The sequence below is a fragment of the Paraburkholderia flagellata genome, from assembly GCF_021390645.1.
Lineage (GTDB): Bacteria > Pseudomonadota > Gammaproteobacteria > Burkholderiales > Burkholderiaceae > Paraburkholderia > Paraburkholderia flagellata.
Genome location: NZ_JAJEJT010000004.1, coordinates 457,563 through 478,359, shown reverse-complemented (window position 1 = coordinate 478,359; position 20,797 = coordinate 457,563). Strand labels below are relative to the sequence as shown.

Below are 20,797 nucleotides of genomic sequence, written 5' to 3'. Positions count from 1 at the left end.
GCGCAACGAGGCACGAACTTGTGCGCCTCGAACACGTTGCAGCACTTTGGAAGGAGAACCCGGCAGAAGCCGGAAAGACACGTCGCCTCGCGGCGAGATGAGAGCTGCACTTGCCGCCAGCAAGGCGCCAGCGGCATTCAGTCAAATGAAAACGGAGTGCGCAGCTTCACGCATGCAACGCCGCCATCGGCCTGGCGCCCGGTGCCACCCGCCAGGTATTGCGCCCAGCGCGCTTGGCTTCATACATGGCCGCATCAGCAAGACAAAGCGGATCGTCGGCGAGCGGCTTGTTCTCGTCCTCGACCGAGAGCACCTCGCTCGTCGTGTCCACAACACCCGCAGCACGCGCGGCGCCGGTCAGCACGACACCCACGCTTGCGCTCGTCTCGATCACGCGGTCCGCAATGACGAAGGTCTTCGACACGTCGCGGCAAATCGCCGCCGCGATGCGCTCGCCGGCGCGCGCGTCGCTCACGCCGCGGCTCGCCACCACGAATTCGTCGCCGCCCAGGCGGCTCACCACGTCGCCCGTGCGCACGGTGGCGACGAGCCTGCGCGCGACCTCCTTGAGTAAAGCGTCGCCCACGTCGTGGCCGTAGCGGTCGTTGATGGACTTGAAGCCGTCCATGTCCATGAAGAAGAGCGCGAACGGCTCGCCGCTTGCGCGCAGTTCGCATAGCGCCTCCTGCAGCGCGCGCCGGTTCGCAAGGCCCGTGAGCGGGTCGATCAGCGCGCCTTCGCGCAGGCGTTGCTCGGTGCGGCGCTGTTCGGTCACGTCGTGCGCCATCACGTAGAAGCCTGTCACCTTGCCCTCGCGCCTGGCCGGAATGTAGGTGGCCGACCATACGTGATCGGTGTCCGCCCGGTAACGCACCTCGTCGCAAGTCACGCGTTCGCCGGACAGCGCGCGCGCAAAGAGCGGCTGCAACTGCGCGAACACTTCGGGGCGCAGCGTTTCGCTCAGGCTACGCCCGCGCAACGCGGCAGGCTCTGCACCGAACACGCGCCTGAACGTCTCGTTGTTGAACTGGTAGCAAAGATCTCGATCGACCACGGCGATCAGCGCCGGCACGTTGTCGGTGATGGTCTGCAGCGCATCGCGGCTGCGCCGCAACTCCGCCGTGCGCTCACGCACGCGCTCTTCGAGTTCGACGTGATAGTTGCGCAGCGCCTCTTCGCTCTTCTTGCGGCTTGTGATGTCCTGCACCGCCGCGATGAAATGCAGCGGCGCGCCCGACACGTCACGCACGAGCGACACCGCGAGATTGACCCACACGGCCTGGCCGTCGGGCCGCAGATAGCGCTTTTCGATCGCATACGTAGCCTGGCGGCCCGCAAGCAGTTCGGCCACAAGCGCCAGGTCGGCGGCGATATCGGCCGGGTGCGTGACCGAAGCGAACGTGCGCCGGCGCAGCTCGCTCTCCTCATAGCCGATGATCTCGGAGAACTTCTGGTTCACGTCGAGAAAACGGCCGTCGAGATCGACCACGGCCTTGCCGATCGGCGTTTGCTGGAACACGGTCCGAAAGCGCGCCTCGCTGATGGCGAGCGAGCGGCGGTCGCGCTCGTGCGCCGCGCGCGAGCGGTTCAGCTGCCGGCGTAACTCCAGTTCGCGTTCGACGAGGTGCGCGAAGTCCGCGAGCATCGCGCGTTGAACTTCGTCGAACGTGCGCGGCTTTTCGTCGATGAGGCAAAGCGTGCCGACCACCTGGCCGTCGGCGAGACGCAGCGGCGAGCCCGCATAAAAGCGAATGTTCGGTGCGCCCGTGACGAGCGGATTGTCCAGAAAGCGCTCGTCGTCCAGCGCGTCTTCCACCACGAGCATGCGTTTGCTCAGCACGGCATGCGCACAGAACGACACGCTGCGCGGCGTCTCGCACGCGGCCAGCCCGTGGTGAGACTTGAACCACTGGCGGTCTTCGTCCACGAGCGAGATCAGCACGATCGGCATGTCGAACGCGAAGGCGGCGAGCCGCGAGATGCGGTCGAATGCCTCTTCGGGATCGGTGTCGAGTATGTCGAGTTGCCGCAGCGCCCGAAGGCGGACGTCCTCATCCGGAGGAAGCGGAGCAGTGATCATCTTGGGGGGCCCGGCAGGGCGAATACGGTTGCCTGGCGCTTTCCACACCGGCGCGCCTTGCCTGGGTTTACGGCCGGATCAAGCAAAAACTGAAGCGCAGGAATGGCCGAACCACGCGCGCGGCGCAAGCCTCACGCGCCAGGCATTTCCCGCATGCACAAGCCACATATTAAGTGCACGAACGTTCGGTATACGTATGGTTTCGCAATCTTCGTACTCACCGCTTTCCTGGCCGTGTTGCCGGCGCGGCCCGGCCCAAGGGCGCTGCGTATCCCGCCACCGAAATATCGCCACATTGGAATTGATACGGCATCCGAACGATATGCCATTTTTAACCGATTGGTTACCGTGTCGCGAAATCGATCAAGCCCTTTAAAAAAATATGTCTGGCGACTTCAGCAACGCTTTTTCTCCGCCGTAAAAAGGGCAAAGCTCCACCCGTTCCGGTGTCACCATGAGAACCCTTGCGCAATCACTGCGACTGAAACAGACCACTGGCGTCGCCACCGCGGCGCGTATTGCCGCTGGCCGCGGCGCCAGCACGCGCATGAGCGCGGCGCCCCGTGCGCGTCGCGCAGCGTCGCGCTTCGCTCATACGCATAACCGCACGTCGCGTCACTACGCTGTGCGCCGCCTCGCGGCGCAGGCGCGCACGCGCAGAATCTAACGCCACACTTCTGAAGCGTCTCGTCGAGCCGGCCTGAATCGATTGACCGGTATCACTTCAAGAATGAAAAGGTAGACATCATGTTTGTAGCAATTGGCTGGATTGTCGTGCTCGGATCGGTGATCGGGAGCTTCGTGGGCGTGGGAGGACATCTGCCCGCACTCGTTCAACCATTCGAACTCCTGTGTATTTTCGGCGCGGCGCTGGGCGCGTTCGTGGTGAGCAACCCCACGGCCACGCTCGGCAAAACGCTCAAGGCGCTGCCCACCTGCTTCAAGGGCGGCGGCTACACGAAGGCGCAATACCTGGAGTTGATCGCCCTTCTCTACGAGCTGCTGCAAAAGGCGCGCAAGGAAGGCATGATGGCGCTCGAAGCCGACATCGAGTCGCCCGAGAACAGCCCGACTTTCCAGAAGTACGCGCGCGTGCTCTCCGACCATCATCTGCTCGACTTCATCGTCGACTATCTGCGCATGATGTCGAGCGGCAACGTGAATCCCATGGAAATGCAGGACCTCATGGACGAAGAACTCGACACGCACCACTCCGAAGTGTCGATTGCGCCCAACGCCATCCAGAAGATGGCCGACGGCCTGCCCGCCTTCGGCATCGTGGCAGCCGTGATGGGCGTGGTGCACACCATGGGCTCGGTGGGCAAACCGCCCGCCGTGCTCGGCGAGATGATCGCGGGCGCACTCGTGGGCACGTTCCTCGGCATTCTGCTTGCCTACGGTTTCGTCGGCCCGATTGCCGACCTGCTCAACGCCAAGGGCCGCGCCGCCAGCAAGCCGTTCCAGTGCGTGAAGGCCGTGCTGCTCGCCTCGCTGGCCGGGTATGCGCCGCCCGTGGCCGTGGAGTTCGGCCGCAAGGTGCTCTTCACGTCCGACCGCCCTAGCTTCCAGGAGCTCGACGAAGCGGTGCGCGCCACCAAAACGCCGAAGGCCGCTTAGGAGTCCAGACATGGCCGAACGCACGCCTGGCTCGCGCGCCGCGCGCGACACCGAGGGCAGCAAGACCACGCTCGTGGTGCGCCGCGTGAAAAAAGGCGGACACGAAGGCCACCACGGCGGGGCATGGAAGATCGCCTATGCCGACTTCGTGACCGCGATGATGGCGTTTTTCCTCTTGATGTGGCTGCTCGGCTCGACGTCGCAGTACGACCGCGACGGCATCGAGAAATACTTCAACACGCCGCTGTCGGCCATGCTCGGCAGCACGCCTAATGCCGCGAACCCCAACCCGAGCGTGGTGCAAGGCGGTGGCCGCGACCTCTCCAGCAAGACGCCCGCCGTGGGCGGCTCGAACGCGCAGCCTACGCTCTCGCACGCCGTGCCCGTGGAAGCTACCGACAAGTCGCGTCTTTCGCAGCTCAAGGAAAAGCTCTCGGCGCTCATCGAGCGCAAGCCGGAATTGCGCGCGTACCGCGACCAGATCCGCATATCGATCACGGACGAAGGCCTGCGCATCGAACTGGTCGACTCGCTCAAACGCCCCATGTTCGCAACCGGCAGCGCGAAGCTCGAAGACTACGCGTACGAGATCCTCGTGCTGATCGGCAGCGCGCTCAACGACGTGGACAGTGGTGTGTCGATCGCGGGGCACACCGACTCGGTGCCCTACTCGGGGGGCCTTGTGGGCTATTCGAACTGGGAGCTTTCGAGCGAGCGCGCCAACGCCGCACGCCGCGCGCTGGTGGCCGGCCATCTGAGCGAGGAGAAATTGCTCCAGGTGCGCGGTCTCGCCGATGTCCTGCCGCTCGACCACGACACGGCGGACAGCCCGCTGAACCGCCGCATCAGCATTCTGGTGATGACCAAGGCCGCCGAGCGCGCGTTCTTCGAGCAGGCGAAACGCTACGACGTCGATCCGCCGCAAAAGGCCGCCACGCCCGCCTCATCAGGCTCTTGAAGCGGGCTGCTACGGCGCGGTACGCCGTTTGCTGTATTCCCGGCAGGCGGCCAGAACCGCCGCGGCATCGCCTGCCGCCTGACACGGGAATCGTCGGGAGTCTGGCCGGACTCGATATTGTTCCCCTCATAGATGGAGACCGTCATGCCAACCTTCATTCCTCCGCCCATGCCGACCGGCGATGGCGCGCGCATCGTCGGCAAAGGCCGCGTGAGCGCTGCGGGGCCGGGCCCCGACGTGATGGCCGCCAGCACGCTCGATAGCGACCGCGTGCTGAGTTCGGACGGCCAGGAAGTCGGCAAGATCAAGGAAATCATGCTCGACGTGCAGAGCGGCCGCGTGGCCTATGTGGTGATGTCGAGCGGCGGCTTTCTCGGCATTGGCGACAAGCTGCTCGCCATCCCCTGGAGCGCGCTCATGCTCGACACGAGCCGCAAGTGCTTCCTGCTCAACGTGTCGTCCGAGCGCGTGAAGGAAGCGCCGGGCTTCGATCGGGACAGCTGGCCCTCCATGGCCGACGCAACCTGGGGCAGCACCCTGCACGCGTATTACGGTGCCGAGCCGTATTGGGCAGCAGTCGAGCCGGTGACGCCGCGCCACTGAGCGTTGAGCGTTCAACGCTGGGCTCCGAACGCCAAGCAGGCGTTCGGAGTTGCAAATCGCGTCGAGGGCACGTAGGCGTTCAGCGCGGCGATGTCCCGGCGTTCGCCGCCACTTGCGGCGCCTCGGGAGCGCACGTGTCCTCCAATGCCCACGTGTTCACCGTGCGCCGCATCGGGCAAGCGATCACCCTGGCCACGCGGCTCGCCTGCGAGGCCTCCGGCACGCTCCAGCCGCTATCCGCCAGCGCTCGCACGCGTTGCCTGAACGCGATCTGCAAGGCATCCGATTTCACCGACACCTCGTTCTGCCAGCCCTCCGGCACGCGAACCGGCCGAATGCGCCGAAGCACAGCGTGGTCTTCCTCGAAAATGCGCAGATTGCGCGCGCGAAAACGCCCGTCGAAAAGCGCATTGCGCAGGAAGCTGCGGCCCATCATCCAGAACGTCTGCGTGCGCCCCGCATCCACCGGCACATGCGCCGACGCGATATGGATGCGCCACCCATTGGCCAGCGTGAGTTCGAGCGTCGCGCACGGGCCGCTCAGGTGAAAGCCCGTTTGCGTGACCACGTCGACATGCTCGCCCGTGGGCTCGCGGCGCAGCCACCCCTTGCGCACGGGCCGGCGCATCACGAGCCGCGCGTGGCCGCTCCAGGCGCTGGCGTTCACATTGACTGCGTCGAATTCGGGGCGGTCGGGCGCGCCGAACGAACTGCCGTGCACGAAGGGCGCGTGCGCGAAATCGAGCCCGTTCTCGATCACGCGTTCCCAGTTCGCCTCCCACGCGTAAGTGCCGTACACGACGCGCACGCCCGCGTCGTCGGCCCAGCCGAGATCGGGCAGCGGCGGCCGCTCTTCTTCCGGCAGGTCGCCCACGAACGCCCAGATCCAGCCGTGACGCTCTATCACGGGGTAGCCGTCCACGCGCGCTCGCGCCGGAATGCGCGCCTGCGGCTGCGCCGGAATGTGGGTGCAAACGCCGTCGCCGCCATAGCGCCAGCCGTGGTACGGGCACTGGACCTCGCCGTTCACACGGCGCCCGGCCGCAAGCGATGCGCCGCGATGCGCGCAGATATCGGAAAGCAGTTGCGCGCGGCCCTGAGCGTCGCGAAAGGCGACGAAGCGGTGGCCGAGAAGCGTGACCGGCAGCAACTGCTCGCGCAGGTCTGCGGCGGCTGCCACGACGTACCAGAGGTTTTTCAGCATGACGGATGGGAGCAGCGAATCGAATGCGCCAATTGGACCAGATTTTGGGTCCCGATGGCGACAGGCGCACAATACGTGCCGTTACGGCACGACTTCGATGTCGCCTTCACTTGCCAACCCCGGCAACCCCACAGGTAACCCCAACCATGACCCAGTTCTTCAGCGAAGCCGCCTCCGCCGAGGCCGTCAATGCGCGTATTGGCGAAAGCGCCGACGCGCGTCTGCGCGAGGTGATGAGCGCGCTCGTGCGTCACCTGCACGCGTTCGCGAAAGAAGTACAGCTGACCCAGCCGGAATGGGAAACCGCCATCGACTTCCTCACCACGGCCGGGCAGCTTTGCAGCGCCGAGCGCCAGGAGTTCATCCTGCTCTCGGACACGCTAGGGTTTTCCATGCTCGTCGACGCCATCAACAACCGCCGCCCGGGCGCGGCCACCGAAAACACAGTATTCGGCCCATTCCACGTGGCCGGCGCACCCGAGCGCGAGATGGGCGCATGCATCACCGCCGACGGCCGGGGCGAGCCCTGCCTGTTCGAGGGCCGCGTGCTCGACCTCGAAGGCCGCCCGGTGGAAGGCGCGCGCATCGACGTGTGGTCCGACAATGCCGACGGCTACTACGATGTGCAGCAGCCCGGCGTACAGCCCAAGTGGAACAACCGCGGCATCTTCACGACCGGCGCGGACGGCGCGTACCGCTTCGTCGGCATCAAGCCGGTCTCGTACCCGATCCCGCACGACGGCCCGGTGGGCAAGATGCTCGCCAGCCTCGGCCGCCACCCGTACCGGCCCGCGCACATGCATTTCCTCATCACCGCGCCGGGCTTCCAGAAGGTGGTCACGCACACTTTCGTGGGCGACGATCCGTACCTGCAGTCGGACGCCGTGTTCGGCGTGAAAGCGTCGCTCGTCGCGCCGTACGAGCGCATGGCCGACAGCGACACGCCGTGGCGCTCCACGTTCGATTTCGTGCTCATGCCGCTCGCGCTGAACGCCTGATCCCGCAATGCGGCGAACTGGACGCGATATCGCGCCCTGCTCGCCGCATTGTCCGCCGCTCCCGGGTCATAGACTGGTCTCGCAGTCGAACGAACAACTGGGAACACCTTGGGGGCGGCGATGCGGGTCACGAACTGGATTCTGGTGCTGGAATGCGCGTATATGGAGTTTTCCAGCTGGCGCGGCAAGAACGTGTATCGCCGCACGGTGGCGTATGACAACGTGGTTTGGTGCTAGGCCGAAGCCTCGAGCCATCGACGCAACGCCAATCCTCCACTACAGTCGAAGACTTTGAAGGCGCGCGCTAGAGACGCCCGCCTCCCGTCATCGTTGCTGGAATCGAGGATTCGAACATGCTGTTCCCCGCAGTTGCCACCGTCGCCTTGCTGATCGTGGTGTATGTCCACGTGAACATTCCGCGCTTCACGGAGCGAGGGCCGAAGCGCATTCTCGCCCACGCCACGCTGTTGCTGGCTGGCCTTTGCTTCGGAGTGGTCGGCGCAATGATGTCCGGTACGATCGCGCCGCCCTGGGCGGTGATCGCGTGCGGCCTGGGCGTCGTGCATCTGCCGGCGCTCTGCGTGCTCGTGCTCAAGCGCTTCGGGCATTCCGGGCGCAGCTAATACAAGCCGCGCCCGCCCTCCTCAAACGCGATTCAACGCGGGCCGCCCGTCCAGCACGGCGGCCACGTTATCCAGCGCCGTAAAGCCCATCTGATCGCGTGTTTCCACCGTGGCGCTCGCCATGTGCGGCGTGAGGAAGACGTTGTCGAGGCCGGCAAAGCGCTTGTCGACATTGGGCTCATTGCGATACACGTCGAGGCCCGCGCCGAACAGATGCCCCGAGGTCAGGGCGTCGTACAGCGCATCTTCATCCACGAGGCCGCCGCGCGCCGCGTTGATGAATACCGCACCCTTCGGCAAGAGCCCAAATTCTTTTTTCGTCATCAAGGGCGCGCCGCCACCCGGCACGTGCAGTGTGAGCACTTCGCAATGCGGCAGCATCTCCTCGAAGCTCGCGTACCAGGTCGCGCCGTTCTCCACCGAAGGCGAGGCACGGTTGATATCGGTGTAGATCACGCGCATGCCGAATCCGAGCGCGCGCTTCGCCACGGCCCGGCCAATGCGGCCAAAGCCCACGATGCCCAGCGTCTTGCCATTCACGCGCGTGCCCAGCATGTCGGTCATGCCGAACGATTTGCCCCAGCCGCTGCGCATGATCCGTTCGTACTCCGATGCACGCCGGCACGCCGCCAGCACGAGCAGCATGGAGAAGTCGGCTGTGCATTCGGTCAATGCGTCGGGCGCGTTCGTCACCACGATGCCGCGTTCGCGCGCAGCGGCAACATCGAGGTGATCGACGCCCGCACTCGCGTTGGCGACGATTTTCACGCAATCAGGCAGCGCGGCGATATGTTCCGCCTGCAACCCCGACTTCTTGCCGATGAGCACCGCCGGCACGGCATGCTGCTTGCAGAACTCGACCACGGACCACGCGTCCATATCGGCGTCGGTCACGAAGGCATGGAACTCGGCGACGGCGCGATTCGCCACTGCGGCAGGCACTTTTCGCGCGATCAGGAGCCTGGTGCGTTGATTTTCCGGCATGGTGTTTTTCCCTTTGGGTATGAACAGACGTCGAGAGACTACGAAAGCGTCTGCCGGCCGGTCAATATTGATTGGGTGAATCAAGTTCTGGTGAGCGCTATGGCCCTGTATTCGCATCAGCGCGTGTGGACGCGCCGCTTCGCGCTTCCCGCGCATCAGGAAAACCCTGATCCGGCGCCCAGAATCAAGGCCTCAGATGTTGATTCAACGAATCAAGATTGCTGCACGCCTGACGCGAATGCAATTCTTTTCCCGTGTTCAATGGAATCGGAAAGAGGACGGGAAATGCCTGCATCGAAAAAGTTCGCCGCCGTAACGGGCGCTGGCTCCGGCATCGGCCGCGCCACCGCCGTAGCGCTCGCCAACGCCGGGTTCGCCGTTGCGCTGATCGGCCGCCGGATCGAGCCGCTGCTCGAGACGAAGGAACTCATCGGCAACGAGGGTGGCGAGGCCCACCCATTTTCCGCAGATGTGACAAATGCCGAATCGGTCGAACACGCCTTCGCGCAAATCGCCAAGACTTTCGGCCGTCTCGATGTGCTGTTCAACAATGCGGGCCGCAACGCGGGCGCCGTGCCGCTGGAAGACTACGAAGTCGACTTCTGGAACGATGTGGTCGCAACCAATCTCACCGGCGTGTTTCTGTGCGCACGCGCCGCGTACCGGCTCATGAAAGCGCAGTCGCCGCAAGGCGGACGCATTATCAACAATGGCTCGATCTCCGCGCATTCGCCGCGCCCGCACACCATCGCTTATTCGGCCACGAAGCACGCCGTGACGGGCATTACCAAATCAATCGCGCTGGATGGCCGCGCTTACAACATCGCGTGCAGCCAGATCGACATCGGCAATGCGGCGACGCCGCTCACCGAGCGCATGAACAAAGGCGTGCTGCAAGCCGATGGACGCCTCGCGCCCGAAGCGCGCATGGACGTCACGCACGTCGCGAATGCAGTCGTGCACATGGCGAGCCTGCCGCTCGAAGCCAATGTGCTCAACATGACGATCATGGCGAGCGCCATGCCGTTTGTCGGCCGGGGATAGCGCAACGCCGCACCCAATGAACGCCCAACATAAATAAAGCAGGCGTCAGAACTGATATTGGAGACACCGATGAAAGTCGCAGAGGAACAAGTTTTGCCCGCGCAAACTCCGGCCTACGCGGACAGCGCAAAGCGCTCCAGGGTCCGGTACTTCGTACTCTCGATGCTGCTCGTGGCGACCGTGCTGAACTTCGTCGACCGCTCGGCATTGGGCATCGTGGCGCCCGGCCTTTCGAAAGATCTCGCGCTCAACAAGATGCAGATGGGCGAGTTGTTCGCGGCGTTCGGCCTCGCCTATTCGATCGCGCTCCTGCCAGGCGGCATTCTCACCGACGTGCTCGGCTCGCGCGTGGCCTATGCGCTCTCGCTCGTGGGCTGGTCGATCGCCACGCTCACGCAGGGCCTCGCTAGCGGCTATCACATGCTGCTCGGCTCGCGCCTCACGATGGGCGCGCTCGAAGCCCCGGCCTTCCCCTCGAACACGCGCGCCGTCACGTTGTGGTTTCCCGCGCAGGAACGCGGCTTTGCCACGAGCGTCTACGTGATGGGGCAATACGTGGGCACGCCTCTCTTCACCGGCTTGCTGCTGTGGATTTCCGCGGCCTATGGCTGGCGCACCGTGTTCTTCGTGACGGGCGGCTTCGGCATTCTCTTCAGCATGGTCTGGTATCGCATGTATCGCGATCCGCATCAACATGGCTCGGTCAATGCCGCGGAGCTTCAATACATCAACGAGGGCGCAACGCCCGCCGCGCGCAAGCCGCGCGAGAAGTTCGACTGGCGCATGGCGCTCAAGCTGCTCAGATACCGCCAGATCCTCGCCATCTGCCTCGGCAAGTTCTGCAACAACACGCTGCTCGTGTTCTTCACGACGTGGTTCATGACGTACCTGATCGAAGCGCGTCACATGTCGATGATCAAGGTGGGCATTTTTCAGGCCATGCCTTTCATTGGCGCGACGGTCGGCATTCTCTCGGCGGGCTTTCTTTCGGACTTCTTTATCCGGCGCGGCGTGTCGATCTCGGCCGCGCGCAAGGCGCCGCTCATCATCGGCACGATGCTGGGCGCCTCGATCGTGCTCGTGAATTTCGTCGAGTCGAACGAAGTCGTGATCGCCATTCTCACCGTGGCCTTCTTCGCGCAGGGCATTGGCTCCATGTCGTGGGCCGCCGTTTCTGAAATCGCGCCGCGTCAATACGTGGGCCTCACGAGCAGTATCACGAGTCTGGCAGCGAACATCGCAGGCGTCACGACGCCGCTCATGATCGGCTATATCACGCAACACACCGGGCACTTCTATTGGGCGCTCAATCTCATGGGCGCGATCTGCCTGCTTGGCACGCTCTCGTATTCGCTGTTGCTCGGCAAGCTCTCGCGCATCGAACTCTGACACTCGCACATTCGTGGTGAAAAACGCATGATCGATTTCAAGTGGGACCATCTCCAGCTCTGCTCGGCAAACGCAGAGGCCACCGCCGCATGGTTCGAACGATGCCTGAACGCTGAAATCGTGCGCAGGCCGGGCCGCGTCGATCTGCGCATCGGCGAGATCAACCTGTTCATCACGCAATTGACCGGCGAGCCTGACGCACGGCGAACGCATCATGCACCCTCGCAAGGCATCGACCATTTCGGCGTGGTGGTGGACGATCTCGATGCGGCCTTCGCACATCTCACGCACCATGAAGCGGAAATCGTCGAACCAGTGAAGCAGATTCGTGCTGGCGTGCGCGCCTGCTTCGTGCGCGCACCGGGCGAGATTCTCATCGAAGTGCTCGAGCGGCGGCCCGCAGAGATGACTTTTCGCTGAAAAACCGTCAATATTGCCGCTGAATATCCGCACTGCCCCGTCTGCCCCGCCATGCCAAACTGGATCACCCTGACTGAAGCCGCCCGACAACTCGGCGTACAGGCGCAGACCGTCTACGCATACGCCAGCCGCGGCAATATCGCGGTCATGCCCGATCCGCACGATCCGCGCAAGAGCCTCTACCGCGCCGAAGACGTTGCCAGCCTGTGCCGCAAGAAGCAGGTGGGCCGCAAGCGCGAGGCGCTCGCCGCGGGCACGATCTTCGGCGCGGAGCCGTGCATCTACAGCAGCATCACCACCTTCTCGAAGGGCCGCCCGTATTACCGGGGACGCGACAGCATCGCCATGGCGCAGACGGCCACGCTCGAAGACGTGGCCACGCTCCTTTGGAACGCGCGCACGGACGTGACGTTCGAAGCCGCCGACGTGCGTCTGCACGGCGACGAGCGCGGCCGCGAATGCGCCTTCACTTCGCTCGCGGCCATCGCGGCGCGCGGCCACTCCACCCTTGGGCGCACCGACACGGCCTTGCACGTCGAAGCGGGTCGGCTCGTGGCGATCATCGCCCATGCATTCGGCGCGCGCTGCGAGGCATCGGCAAACGCCGCACCGCCGCCGGTTCACGAGCGCCTCGCGCTAGGCTGGGGCCAGGGCGGCGAGGGCGCGGAGTTGATCCGCCGCGCGATGGTGCTCGTGGCCGACCACGAGATCACGAGTTCGGCGTTCGCTGCACGCATTACAGCGTCCACAGGCGCGTCGTTGCCGGGCTGCCTGCTCACGGGCCTCGCCACCCTCTCCGGCCCGCTGCACGGCGACGCATCGGGCCGCGTGCGCGCGGTATTCGACGACGTGGGCCGGCTCGGCGCGGAGCATGTCGTCGCTCATCATTTGCAGTCGGCCATTCCCATTCCGGGGTTTGGACATCATCTCTATCCCGACGGCGACCCGCGCGCCGACGCCCTGCTCGAAGTGCTGGACCCTCCTGCGGAGCTTGCCTCCTTCATCGAGAAGGTCGTGGCGCTAACGGGTCTCAAACCGAATATCGACGTGGCGCTCGCCACCCTCGCCGCGCAACTGAAGCTGCCGCGCGACGCCTCGTTCGCCCTCTTCGCCACCGCGCGCAGCGTGGGGCTGCTCGCGCATTGCATCGAGCAGCTCAGGGTGGGCAAGGTCATCCGCCCGCGCGGCCGCTACACCGGGCCCGCGCTCGAAGACGCCAACGCGGCCGCGAGCGCGGAAGAGAACGCCAAAACGCCCGACGCGGCGACGCTCGAAAAGAACCGCCTCTTTAAGTCTGTGGTGCGCTGAGGAACGCGCGTAGCGAGAATTCGTCGTTCTCGCACTCGCCCCATTTCTATCCCCAATATTCAGTTATCCATAGTGATAAAGCGCTTTATCGTATCCGATAAAGCGCTACCTGGCTTTGGACGGAAGTGCGATTCGCTTGCACAATTTTCTGCGCTTACGATGCGGGCAAAATAATCCAGCGCGCTGGCTCGTAACTCGTCGCGAGGTGCTGTATGCTCTGCGCCGCAACTTCGACCAGAAAAGATTTAACGCGTCCATGACACAGTCATTCCATCCGTTCCTGCCGTTCGTGCGCCCCGAAATCGACGAGGAAACCATCCAGGGCGTCGCCGACGTGCTGCGCTCGGGCTGGATCACGACCGGCCCGCAGAACCAGGCGTTCGAGGCGGCGCTCTCCGAGTACTGCGGCGGCCGTCCCGTGCGCACCTTCAACTCCGGCACGGCGACGCTCGAAATCGGGCTGCGCATTGCCGGTGTGGGTCCCGGCGATGAAGTCATCACGACGCCCGCCTCGTGGGTCGCGACCAGCAACGTGGTCTACGAAGTGGGTGCGACGCCCGTGTTCGCCGACATCGATCCCGTCACGCGCAACATCGACCTCGACAAGCTCGAAGCCGCCATCACGCCGAAGACGAAAGCCATCATCCCGGTCTTTCTCTCGGGTCTGCCCGTCGACATGGATCGGCTTTACGCGATTGCCCGCCAGCACAAGCTGCGCGTGATCGAGGACGCCGCGCAGGCGTTCGGCTCGAGCTGGAACGGCAAGCGCATCGGCGCGATCGGCGACATCGTCTCGTTCAGCTTCCACGCCAACAAGAACCTCACGTCGATCGAAGGCGGCGCACTCGTCCTCAACGACGAAGCCGAGGCCATGCTCGCGCAGAAGTACCGCTTGCATGGGATCACGCGCACGGGCTTCGATGGCATGGACTGCGACGTGCTCGGCGGTAAATACAATCTTTCGGATGTGGCGGCGCGCGTCGGGCTCGGCCAGATCAAGCACATCGAGCGCTTCGCCGCGCAGCGTCGTGCGCTTGCGCGGGCCTATTTCGCGGGTTTCGAGGGCAGCGCAGCCGTGAAGCTCGGCATGAGCCTGCCGCTCGCCGATTTCGCCAACAGCAACTGGCACATGTTCCAGATCACGCTGCCGCTCGAAAAGCTGGCGATCGACCGCGCGGGTTTCATGGGTGAACTCAAGGAGCGCGGAATCGGCTCGGGCGCACACTATCCCGCCATTCACCTCTTCACGCTGTACCGCGAGCGTGGTTTCAAGGCGGGCATGTTCCCGCACGCGGAGCGCTTCGGCGCGAGCACGGTCACGTTGCCGCTCTTCACGCAGATGACCGAAGCCGACGTGGCGCGCGTGTGCAGCGCGGTGAACGAAATCTGCGCAAAGTTTACAAAATAAGCATGTCTAAATAGCTCGCAATCCCCCATCAAATACGGAACTTCGTCACCGACTCGACGAGCCACGCCGCCTGCTGCCTCAAACTCTCGGCGGCGGCGGCGCTTTCTTCGACTAGCGCGGCATTCTGCTGCGTCGTCTGATCCATCTGACCGACGGCTGTCACCACCTGCTGGACGCCAACGCTTTGCTCGGCGCTGGCGCGGCTGATCTCGCCAACGACGATCGTCACGCGATGAATCGCCTCGACGATCCGGCCCATCGTCGCTCCGGCCTCGCCCGCGAGCGAAGAGCCCGACTCCACGCGCGCGACGCTGTCCACGATCAGCGCCTGGATTTCCTTCGCGGCCTGGGCACTGCGCTGAGCGAGGCCGCGCACTTCGCTCGCGACGACCGCAAAGCCGCGGCCCTGTTCGCCCGCGCGCGCCGCTTCCACGGCGGCATTGAGCGCGAGAATATTGGTTTGCGCGGCGATGCCTTCGATGATGCCGATGATGTCCGCGATCTTGCGCGCACTCTCGTCGATGCCTTTCATGGTTTCGACAACCTGATTCACGACCTTGCCGCCCTGCGCCGCGATCGACGACGCGCCAGCGGCCAACTCGCGCGCCTCGTGCGCGTTTTCCGCGTTCTGCCGTATGGTCGCGCTGAACTGCTCCATCGACGCTGCCGTTTCCTGCAGCGCGCTAGCCTGCAATTCCGTGCGCTGGCTGAGATCGGCGTTGCCCGAAGCGATCTGCGTAGAGCCGGTTGCGATCGCCTCGCTGCCATTGCGCACCTGCGCGACGATCCCGGTGAGTGAGGTGGCCATCGTGCGCATCGCGGCCATGAGGCTATCGGTGTCGCCTGGCCGCACATGCAGGTCGATGTCGAGCTTGCCTGTAGCCATCTCGCGTGCGGCGGCGCGCGCATCGTCGGGTTCGCCGCCAAGCTTGCGCGTGATCGTGCGCGAGAACACGACGGCGCCGGCAATGCCCGCCAGCACTGTGAGCGTCATCGCGACGACGCTCGCCAGCATCGCGCGGCGCTGCAGGCTTTTCGCTCGCGCGGCCGCGGCGGCAGTCTGCTCGACGATCCTCGCGCCGGTCTCGCGCAGCAGGACCACCGGCTCGCGATCGAGGCCATCCATCGCGAGGTCGCCGACCGACGTGTCGTAACCCGAGGCCTTGAACCGGTCGATCGCCTTGCGGTACGCAACACCCATTTGCGCATGCAACACATTGAAGCGCTCGATCTTCGTGCGCGCCTCGCCAGGCGGCAGTTCACGCGCGAGCGCCTCAGTCGTGCTGCGGCATGTCTCTTCGAACTTCTGGAACCCGGTCCAGTACTTGTCGAACTGGGCGGGATTCTTCCCGCGCAGCACGACGTCCTTGCCGTTTTGCACCTGGTTCTTGAACGCGACCATCGCCTCGGATACCTGGCGCGCCTGCGCGCCATCGACGCCGATCAGTCTCGCGTACGCATCTGCCGCGCTGTTCATTTCGGCGATACCGAACACGCCCGCCGCCGATGCGGTCAGCAGTGCGGCGCCCAACGCCAGCGGGAGTTGATGGACCAGCTTCATGGATCACCCCTTCGAATGGAGCAGAAAGCAGCGCACCGGCGCTCACGCCATGCGTTTGCCGTGTACCGCGTCACCTGGATTTATTATTCTGTTAGGAGTTCGAATAACAGTGGATTCGAAAATACGCGCTTCCGTGCACGGGCGGCGCGTCGCGCCGCCCTGCTGCCCTCACGTCACTTCACGAACGCAATGGCGACCGGAGTCGGCACTTCGGCCGACTGCCCGGTATCGGACACCAGGCCCGTAGCGGTGTCGATGCCGAAGACGTTGACCTTGCCGCTGCGCTGATTCGCAACGAGCAGCCACTTGCCCGACGCATCGATCCCGAAGCCCCACGGCTTCTCGCCACCCGACGACGTGCGTTGAATTTGCGTCAACTCGCCCGACGCCTGGTCTATGCGGTACACGATCAGCGCGTTTTCCGCGCGATTCTCGACATAGACGAAACGCCCGTCGCCGCTCACGGCCACTTCGGCTCCACTCTTCACGCCCTGGAATTCGGGGCTCGCGGTCTCTACCGTTTGCACGAGCGTCAACTGTCCTTGCGACGCATCCCAATGCAGCACCATGATCTGCGCGCTCAGTTCGGTCAGCAGATAAACGTACTTGCCGTTCGCACCGAATGCCAGATGGCGCGGACCGCTGCCCGGCGGCACGACGAACTGGTGCGCGCTCGCGCCGTCCGCAGGTGTCAGCGTGCGCGTGGCGCGATCGAAGCCATACACGAAAACGCGATCCGCACCGAGATCCGGCACGAGCGCGTAGTGGCCCGAGGGATCGACGACGGCGTTGTGTGCATGCGCACTCGCCTGCCGGCGGTTCGGCCCGGAGCCCGTCTCCTTGACCGTCGAGGTGCGGGCGCCGAGACTGCCGTCATGATTCACGGCGACGCTCGACACGGAACCACCGCCATAGTTGGCCGCGAGCAGCGTCATCGAGGGCAGGTCGAGCGAGAGGTTCGTGGTCCCGCTGCCGCCCGTGGCGACTTCGTTGATCCGGGTGAGCGTGCCGCTCTCGCGATCGACGGCATAGGCGGTCACGCTGCCTTCGCGCGAGTTGTCGTCATCGACTGCGTAAAGCACCGGCAGACGGGGATTCGTCGTGACCCACGTCGAGCGCGGGCCCGCGCCCACCGGGCCGATCGTCGTGAGCTTGCCACTCGACGTATCGAAGCGCAGCGCCTGCATCTCGCGCTCCTGCGTGCCCACATAGACGAGTTCGGTTGGCGCACCGGCCGCGGGTGTCGTGGCGCTGCTGGGCGCACTGTGAAATGCAGTCGACAGCGCGAACGGAATCAACGCCACCGTCACTCGGCGTCGCAGGGGAAAACGCTTGGGGAAGCACTGAACCATAGTCGGTGAACGGACGCAATATAAGTGTTATCGTGCGAGCCCCTCCGGCACGCGGCGATGCTGCGTGCGGTGGACCTGGCGGTGAACGGCGTCTCCTGGCCGCTCACGCGCTCGCGACGCCACGATGATGGCGTCAACGGCGCCCGATGGTGACGGGCCCCGGCAAGGCGAGCGCGCAGACCAAGCGTAGCCGACCCGTACGCACATGTCCCTGCACAAAAGAAGGGTTCGCCAGCACTTTTTTGATGCGCACCCTTATTGCGCCGCGCATTGCGGCGCAAGCGGGCGGCAGAGTTCGCTACTGCGTCTGGGCCCGCGCCGTGACTCGGAACTGGCTCGGCGTCTGACCCACTTCCCGGCGGAAAAAACGCGTGAAATAGGCGGCATCCGCGAAGCCGAGCCCGAAGGCGATCTGCTCGACCGACATTTCGCCGAAGATGAGATTGCGCTTCGCCTCGGTGATGATGCGCGCACGTATCATCTTCGTGGGGCTCTGCTCTCCCGCCGATGCGCACGCCGCGCGCAGTTGCACGAGGGACACCGCCATCATCGAGGCGTAGTCCAGCAGCGCCAGGTCCTCGCGGTAGTGCTGGTCGATCAGCTTGCGAAAACGATCAACGAGCCGGACGTTATTGTGCGTTTCGCCTTCGCTGCCCGGCTGATCCAGACGCGCCTCACGCACGAGCATGAGCAGCAGCGTCGTGAGCAAGGCTTCCGTGCCGATCACATGGCCGACCGCATTGGATTCCGACTCCTGCTTGAGGTTTTGCACCATGCTGTAGAAGTGCTCGCCGCCGTCGGCCATCTCGCCGAGCGGGATCATGCGCGGCGACCTCCACAGTTGAATGAAGTCTTGCAGTTTCCCGTTCACCTGCGCCAGATAAGCCACCTCGATCGTCACTACCCAACGGTCCACGTCGATCTCGTAGTCGAGGCCATGCACGCATTCGGTCGGCAACAGCAACGCGCACGGGGCTTCGAACGGAACTGCACTGCCTTCGAGATTCACCACGCCGCGGCCGCTGCGCACGAAGATAACCTGGCCATAGGCGGGGTGCGCGTGGGGCTCGGTGCGCCAGCGGCCCCGGTCGGTCACGTGCCCGACGTGCACGAACCAGTTTTGTCTCTCGGGTCGTTCAACGTACAGGCGGACTTTGGGTACGGTGGTTCGCTTCAATCTGGCCTTGCCGTCGCGGTGGCGTTGATCGTTTGCCATGGCGGTGTGTGTCATAAAGTCTCCTTGGCGGCCGGGTCGAGCTGGTCGCCATTGAAATTCAGAGTTCGCGCCCTGGATTGCTGGCGCGAGTGTCCACTTGAATTTCATTTTTTTCTGGACGAAGGTGCGGCGTCTTCGTCTGGTGCATGGAATGCGCAATATATCGCAAGCCAGGGTGACCAGATAGAAGCACAACGATGATACGCGAACGCAGGGGCGCGTTCAGCGCGGTCGACAAAACGGAGGAGACGCTCGACCATTGTCGAGACAACAAGACACGCAACAGGCGTCTTGCGCAAAGGCGGAGATTTTTTCATACCTTCGGGCAAGCCGCGACCTGCGGCTTACCCGAATCCGCGCGCGGGTGAGCCGGCACCCGCGCCGCCCTCATCAGAACGTATGAACGAGGCCGAGCACCACACCGCGCGTGTCGGCGCCCGGCGCGCCCGCGATGCCCCCATACGCGGTTCCGTTGAGCGTGAACTGGGCCTTGTTGCGGTTCTGGATAAAGCCGGCCGACGCATACAGCGTGGTCGCCTTCGAGAAGTAATACTCGTAATTCAGGCCGATCTGCTGGGCATTGTTGCCATTGCCGGTGCGGTCGTGCGCATAGCCGTAAAGCAGCGCGACCTGGTTGGCCGGATCGATGCGGTACGACGTGGAGGCTTCGTAGACGTCACGTTTGACGCTGTTGTCGGTCTGCCGCTCCGTGTGATACGCGAGATAGAAGCGGGCCGCGCCGACGCCGAGCGACGTGCCGGCATTGAACACCTTCAGCGTCGACGTTCCTGCCGCATTCGCGGCCTGCTCATAGCCGGCAGCCGCACGGAAAGGCCCGTTCGTATAGCGCACGGCCGCGTTATAGAACTGGAGTCCGTTGCTCGGCTTGGTTGTCGAGTCGCGCATCGCGACCATGAACTGCGCGGTCAGCCCATAAACCGTTGGGGTGAAATATGAAATTGCATTATTGACCCGAACGGTGAGGCTGTTGAAGTTGTTCATCGGCGACGCGATGCTCATGACCGCGAGCGGATCGAGTTCGGGGTTCATGAAAATATACTGTGGCGTATTTTGCAAGCCAAAGCGCGTTTCACCGAACGCTCCGGAAAACCCCACCCAGGCCTGGCGATTGAATGCTTCGGCCGCATTCGATGCGGCACCCGTCACGCCGTTAAAGCCCTGTTCGAGCTGGAAATTGACGTGAATGCCACCGCCAATGTCCTCGCTGCCTTTCAAGCCGTACCGGCTCGCAAAGAGTCCACCCGAAACCGCGCGTACAACAGAACCCGAGCCAGCGTTCTGATATTCGATTCCATTGTCGATGACGCCATACAGCGTGACGGACGACTGTGCATGCGCCGCGTTGATACAACACGCAGATGCCACACCCGACAAGGTAATCACTAACCTTTTCATTCTGTCTCCATGATGAAATTTTATTGGTTTAACCCCCGTCTTTCATTCCGCGGGTTAGAGAATCCGCACATGTGCGAAATCGATACAGCCTCCTTGTCGATCGTTCGTATACCTTATTGATTTGAGAAGCCAAAGGCACTAAGCAAGCGAATTCGCGAGAGGCACTCGCGTCGTCACCCTCGCCGAACGTGGCGTTCCATGCGAGAAGCGTCGAGATAAATCCGCAATAGAGGTTGATAGCGCCGTGGGAGACCGGCGCGCAGCGATGCGAAGCAGAAGGCGTATCCGCGCAGCAGCGCGGTGCCAAAGAAGATACCAACAACCAGAGGGTTCGTTCCGGTCAACGCTGTCTCCTTTCCTGACCTCGCCTCTCGATGACCAGGGAAGAACACTTGGGCCCTGGAGGCGCGGTCTGTCTTATGAGTCAAGCGTAGGGGACGATGGCGCGCGCGTCCCTACACAAAACGCAGGTTCGCTTGCATTTTTTCATGCCCGCACCGTTTTCGCACACGGCTGCGCCGCCAAAAACTTTCGTCATGTCAGCAAAAAGTGCCAGCGAATCTCATTTTTGTGTAAAGGCAAGCGTCGACGCGCCACTTAATATTCCTCACCACCG

General features: G+C 63.9%; 18 protein-coding genes. 10 read left to right on the top strand and 8 right to left on the bottom strand.

The features are described from left to right. Nucleotides 1-166: 166 nt before the first annotated feature. A complete protein-coding gene (locus L0U83_RS32755; protein WP_233888324.1) occupies nt 167-2,080 on the bottom strand; it encodes a PAS domain S-box protein in 1,914 nt (637 codons plus the stop codon). Nucleotides 2,081-2,827: 747 nt separating this feature from the next. Between L0U83_RS32755 and motA the strand changes: the two genes are divergently transcribed. From motA to L0U83_RS32740, 3 genes are all read left to right on the top strand, one after another. Continuing rightward, nucleotides 2,828-3,697 carry a flagellar motor stator protein MotA gene (motA, locus tag L0U83_RS32750; protein ID WP_233888323.1) on the top strand — a complete coding sequence of 290 codons (870 nt, stop codon included), beginning with the start codon at nt 2,828-2,830 and terminating at the stop codon, nt 3,695-3,697. 10 nt (nt 3,698-3,707) lie between these two features. Then, the gene (gene motB, locus L0U83_RS32745) at nt 3,708-4,655 is read left to right on the top strand and encodes a flagellar motor protein MotB (RefSeq protein WP_233888322.1); all 948 of its coding nucleotides are present in this window, start codon (nt 3,708-3,710) and stop codon (nt 4,653-4,655) included. A 144-nt stretch (nt 4,656-4,799) separates the two neighbouring features. Next, nucleotides 4,800-5,258, top strand: a complete 459-nt coding sequence (locus tag L0U83_RS32740; RefSeq protein WP_233888321.1) for a PRC-barrel domain-containing protein — start codon at nt 4,800-4,802, stop codon at nt 5,256-5,258. 79 nt (nt 5,259-5,337) lie between these two features. Here L0U83_RS32740 and L0U83_RS32735 read toward each other — a convergent pair whose 3' ends face one another. Then, on the bottom strand, nt 5,338-6,462 hold the full coding sequence (locus L0U83_RS32735; protein ID WP_233888320.1) for an aromatic ring-hydroxylating dioxygenase subunit alpha: 1,125 nt from the start codon (nt 6,460-6,462) through the stop codon (nt 5,338-5,340). Nucleotides 6,463-6,608: 146 nt separating this feature from the next. Between L0U83_RS32735 and L0U83_RS32730 the strand changes: the two genes are divergently transcribed. Next, on the top strand, nt 6,609-7,460 hold the full coding sequence (locus L0U83_RS32730) for an intradiol ring-cleavage dioxygenase (RefSeq protein WP_233888319.1): 852 nt from the start codon (nt 6,609-6,611) through the stop codon (nt 7,458-7,460). 353 nt (nt 7,461-7,813) lie between these two features. Next, nucleotides 7,814-8,083: a hypothetical protein gene (locus tag L0U83_RS32725; protein WP_233888318.1), complete on the top strand. Its 270-nt coding sequence runs from the start codon at nt 7,814-7,816 to the stop codon at nt 8,081-8,083. A gap of 21 nt (nt 8,084-8,104) precedes the next feature. On the opposite strand, the gene L0U83_RS32720 is transcribed toward L0U83_RS32725, so the two are convergent. Beyond that, nucleotides 8,105-9,067: a 2-hydroxyacid dehydrogenase gene (locus tag L0U83_RS32720; protein ID WP_233888317.1), complete on the bottom strand. Its 963-nt coding sequence runs from the start codon at nt 9,065-9,067 to the stop codon at nt 8,105-8,107. A 285-nt stretch (nt 9,068-9,352) separates the two neighbouring features. Here L0U83_RS32720 and L0U83_RS32715 point away from each other — a divergent pair, with 285 nt between their 5' ends. The 5 genes from L0U83_RS32715 to L0U83_RS32695 all read left to right on the top strand — a co-directional run bounded on the left by L0U83_RS32715 (nt 9,353) and on the right by L0U83_RS32695 (nt 14,636). Further along, entirely contained in the window at nt 9,353-10,111 is a 759-nt protein-coding gene (locus L0U83_RS32715; protein ID WP_233888316.1) for an SDR family oxidoreductase, read from the top strand. A 69-nt stretch (nt 10,112-10,180) separates the two neighbouring features. Continuing rightward, on the top strand, nt 10,181-11,500 hold the full coding sequence (locus tag L0U83_RS32710; RefSeq protein ID WP_233888315.1) for an MFS transporter: 1,320 nt from the start codon (nt 10,181-10,183) through the stop codon (nt 11,498-11,500). 27 nt (nt 11,501-11,527) lie between these two features. Further along, a complete protein-coding gene (locus L0U83_RS32705; RefSeq protein ID WP_233888314.1) occupies nt 11,528-11,920 on the top strand; it encodes a VOC family protein in 393 nt (130 codons plus the stop codon). 51 nt (nt 11,921-11,971) lie between these two features. Continuing rightward, nucleotides 11,972-13,228, top strand: a complete 1,257-nt coding sequence (locus L0U83_RS32700; RefSeq protein ID WP_233888313.1) for a citrate synthase — start codon at nt 11,972-11,974, stop codon at nt 13,226-13,228. Nucleotides 13,229-13,484: 256 nt separating this feature from the next. Continuing rightward, nucleotides 13,485-14,636 carry a DegT/DnrJ/EryC1/StrS family aminotransferase gene (locus L0U83_RS32695; RefSeq protein ID WP_233888312.1) on the top strand — a complete coding sequence of 384 codons (1,152 nt, stop codon included), beginning with the start codon at nt 13,485-13,487 and terminating at the stop codon, nt 14,634-14,636. Between the two features lie 28 nt (nt 14,637-14,664). On the opposite strand, the gene L0U83_RS40720 is transcribed toward L0U83_RS32695, so the two are convergent. The 5 genes from L0U83_RS40720 to L0U83_RS32670 form a co-directional block, all read right to left on the bottom strand. Further along, nucleotides 14,665-16,197 carry a methyl-accepting chemotaxis protein gene (locus L0U83_RS40720; RefSeq protein WP_308445091.1) on the bottom strand — a complete coding sequence of 511 codons (1,533 nt, stop codon included), beginning with the start codon at nt 16,195-16,197 and terminating at the stop codon, nt 14,665-14,667. Nucleotides 16,198-16,370: 173 nt separating this feature from the next. Then, complete coding sequence (locus tag L0U83_RS32685) at nt 16,371-17,501, bottom strand: lactonase family protein (RefSeq protein WP_233888311.1); 1,131 nt, start codon at nt 17,499-17,501, stop codon at nt 16,371-16,373. 346 nt (nt 17,502-17,847) lie between these two features. Beyond that, nucleotides 17,848-18,780 carry a helix-turn-helix domain-containing protein gene (locus tag L0U83_RS32680; RefSeq protein ID WP_233888310.1) on the bottom strand — a complete coding sequence of 311 codons (933 nt, stop codon included), beginning with the start codon at nt 18,778-18,780 and terminating at the stop codon, nt 17,848-17,850. Nucleotides 18,781-19,155: 375 nt separating this feature from the next. After that, nucleotides 19,156-20,181, bottom strand: coding sequence for a porin (locus L0U83_RS32675; protein ID WP_233888309.1), 1,026 nt, complete (start codon nt 20,179-20,181; stop codon nt 19,156-19,158). A 173-nt stretch (nt 20,182-20,354) separates the two neighbouring features. Continuing rightward, nucleotides 20,355-20,525 carry a hypothetical protein gene (locus L0U83_RS32670; RefSeq protein ID WP_233888308.1) on the bottom strand — a complete coding sequence of 57 codons (171 nt, stop codon included), beginning with the start codon at nt 20,523-20,525 and terminating at the stop codon, nt 20,355-20,357. Nucleotides 20,526-20,797: the final 272 nt, after the last annotated feature.

Bases quoted from the DNA above. Each gene is read 5' to 3' on its own strand.
- L0U83_RS32755 (WP_233888324.1), bottom strand. From the start codon at position 2,080: ATGATCACTGCTCCGCTTCCTCCGGATGAGGACGTCCGCCTTCGGGCG.
- motA (WP_233888323.1), top strand. From the start codon at position 2,828: ATGTTTGTAGCAATTGGCTGGATTGTCGTGCTCGGATCGGTGATCGGG.
- motB (WP_233888322.1), top strand. From the start codon at position 3,708: ATGGCCGAACGCACGCCTGGCTCGCGCGCCGCGCGCGACACCGAGGGC.
- L0U83_RS32740 (WP_233888321.1), top strand. From the start codon at position 4,800: ATGCCAACCTTCATTCCTCCGCCCATGCCGACCGGCGATGGCGCGCGC.
- L0U83_RS32735 (WP_233888320.1), bottom strand. From the start codon at position 6,462: ATGCTGAAAAACCTCTGGTACGTCGTGGCAGCCGCCGCAGACCTGCGC.
- L0U83_RS32730 (WP_233888319.1), top strand. From the start codon at position 6,609: ATGACCCAGTTCTTCAGCGAAGCCGCCTCCGCCGAGGCCGTCAATGCG.
- L0U83_RS32725 (WP_233888318.1), top strand. From the start codon at position 7,814: ATGCTGTTCCCCGCAGTTGCCACCGTCGCCTTGCTGATCGTGGTGTAT.
- L0U83_RS32720 (WP_233888317.1), bottom strand. From the start codon at position 9,067: ATGCCGGAAAATCAACGCACCAGGCTCCTGATCGCGCGAAAAGTGCCT.
- L0U83_RS32715 (WP_233888316.1), top strand. From the start codon at position 9,353: ATGCCTGCATCGAAAAAGTTCGCCGCCGTAACGGGCGCTGGCTCCGGC.
- L0U83_RS32710 (WP_233888315.1), top strand. From the start codon at position 10,181: ATGAAAGTCGCAGAGGAACAAGTTTTGCCCGCGCAAACTCCGGCCTAC.
- L0U83_RS32705 (WP_233888314.1), top strand. From the start codon at position 11,528: ATGATCGATTTCAAGTGGGACCATCTCCAGCTCTGCTCGGCAAACGCA.
- L0U83_RS32700 (WP_233888313.1), top strand. From the start codon at position 11,972: ATGCCAAACTGGATCACCCTGACTGAAGCCGCCCGACAACTCGGCGTA.
- L0U83_RS32695 (WP_233888312.1), top strand. From the start codon at position 13,485: ATGACACAGTCATTCCATCCGTTCCTGCCGTTCGTGCGCCCCGAAATC.
- L0U83_RS40720 (WP_308445091.1), bottom strand. From the start codon at position 16,197: ATGAAGCTGGTCCATCAACTCCCGCTGGCGTTGGGCGCCGCACTGCTG.
- L0U83_RS32680 (WP_233888310.1), bottom strand. From the start codon at position 18,780: ATGACACACACCGCCATGGCAAACGATCAACGCCACCGCGACGGCAAG.
- L0U83_RS32675 (WP_233888309.1), bottom strand. From the start codon at position 20,181: ATGAAAAGGTTAGTGATTACCTTGTCGGGTGTGGCATCTGCGTGTTGT.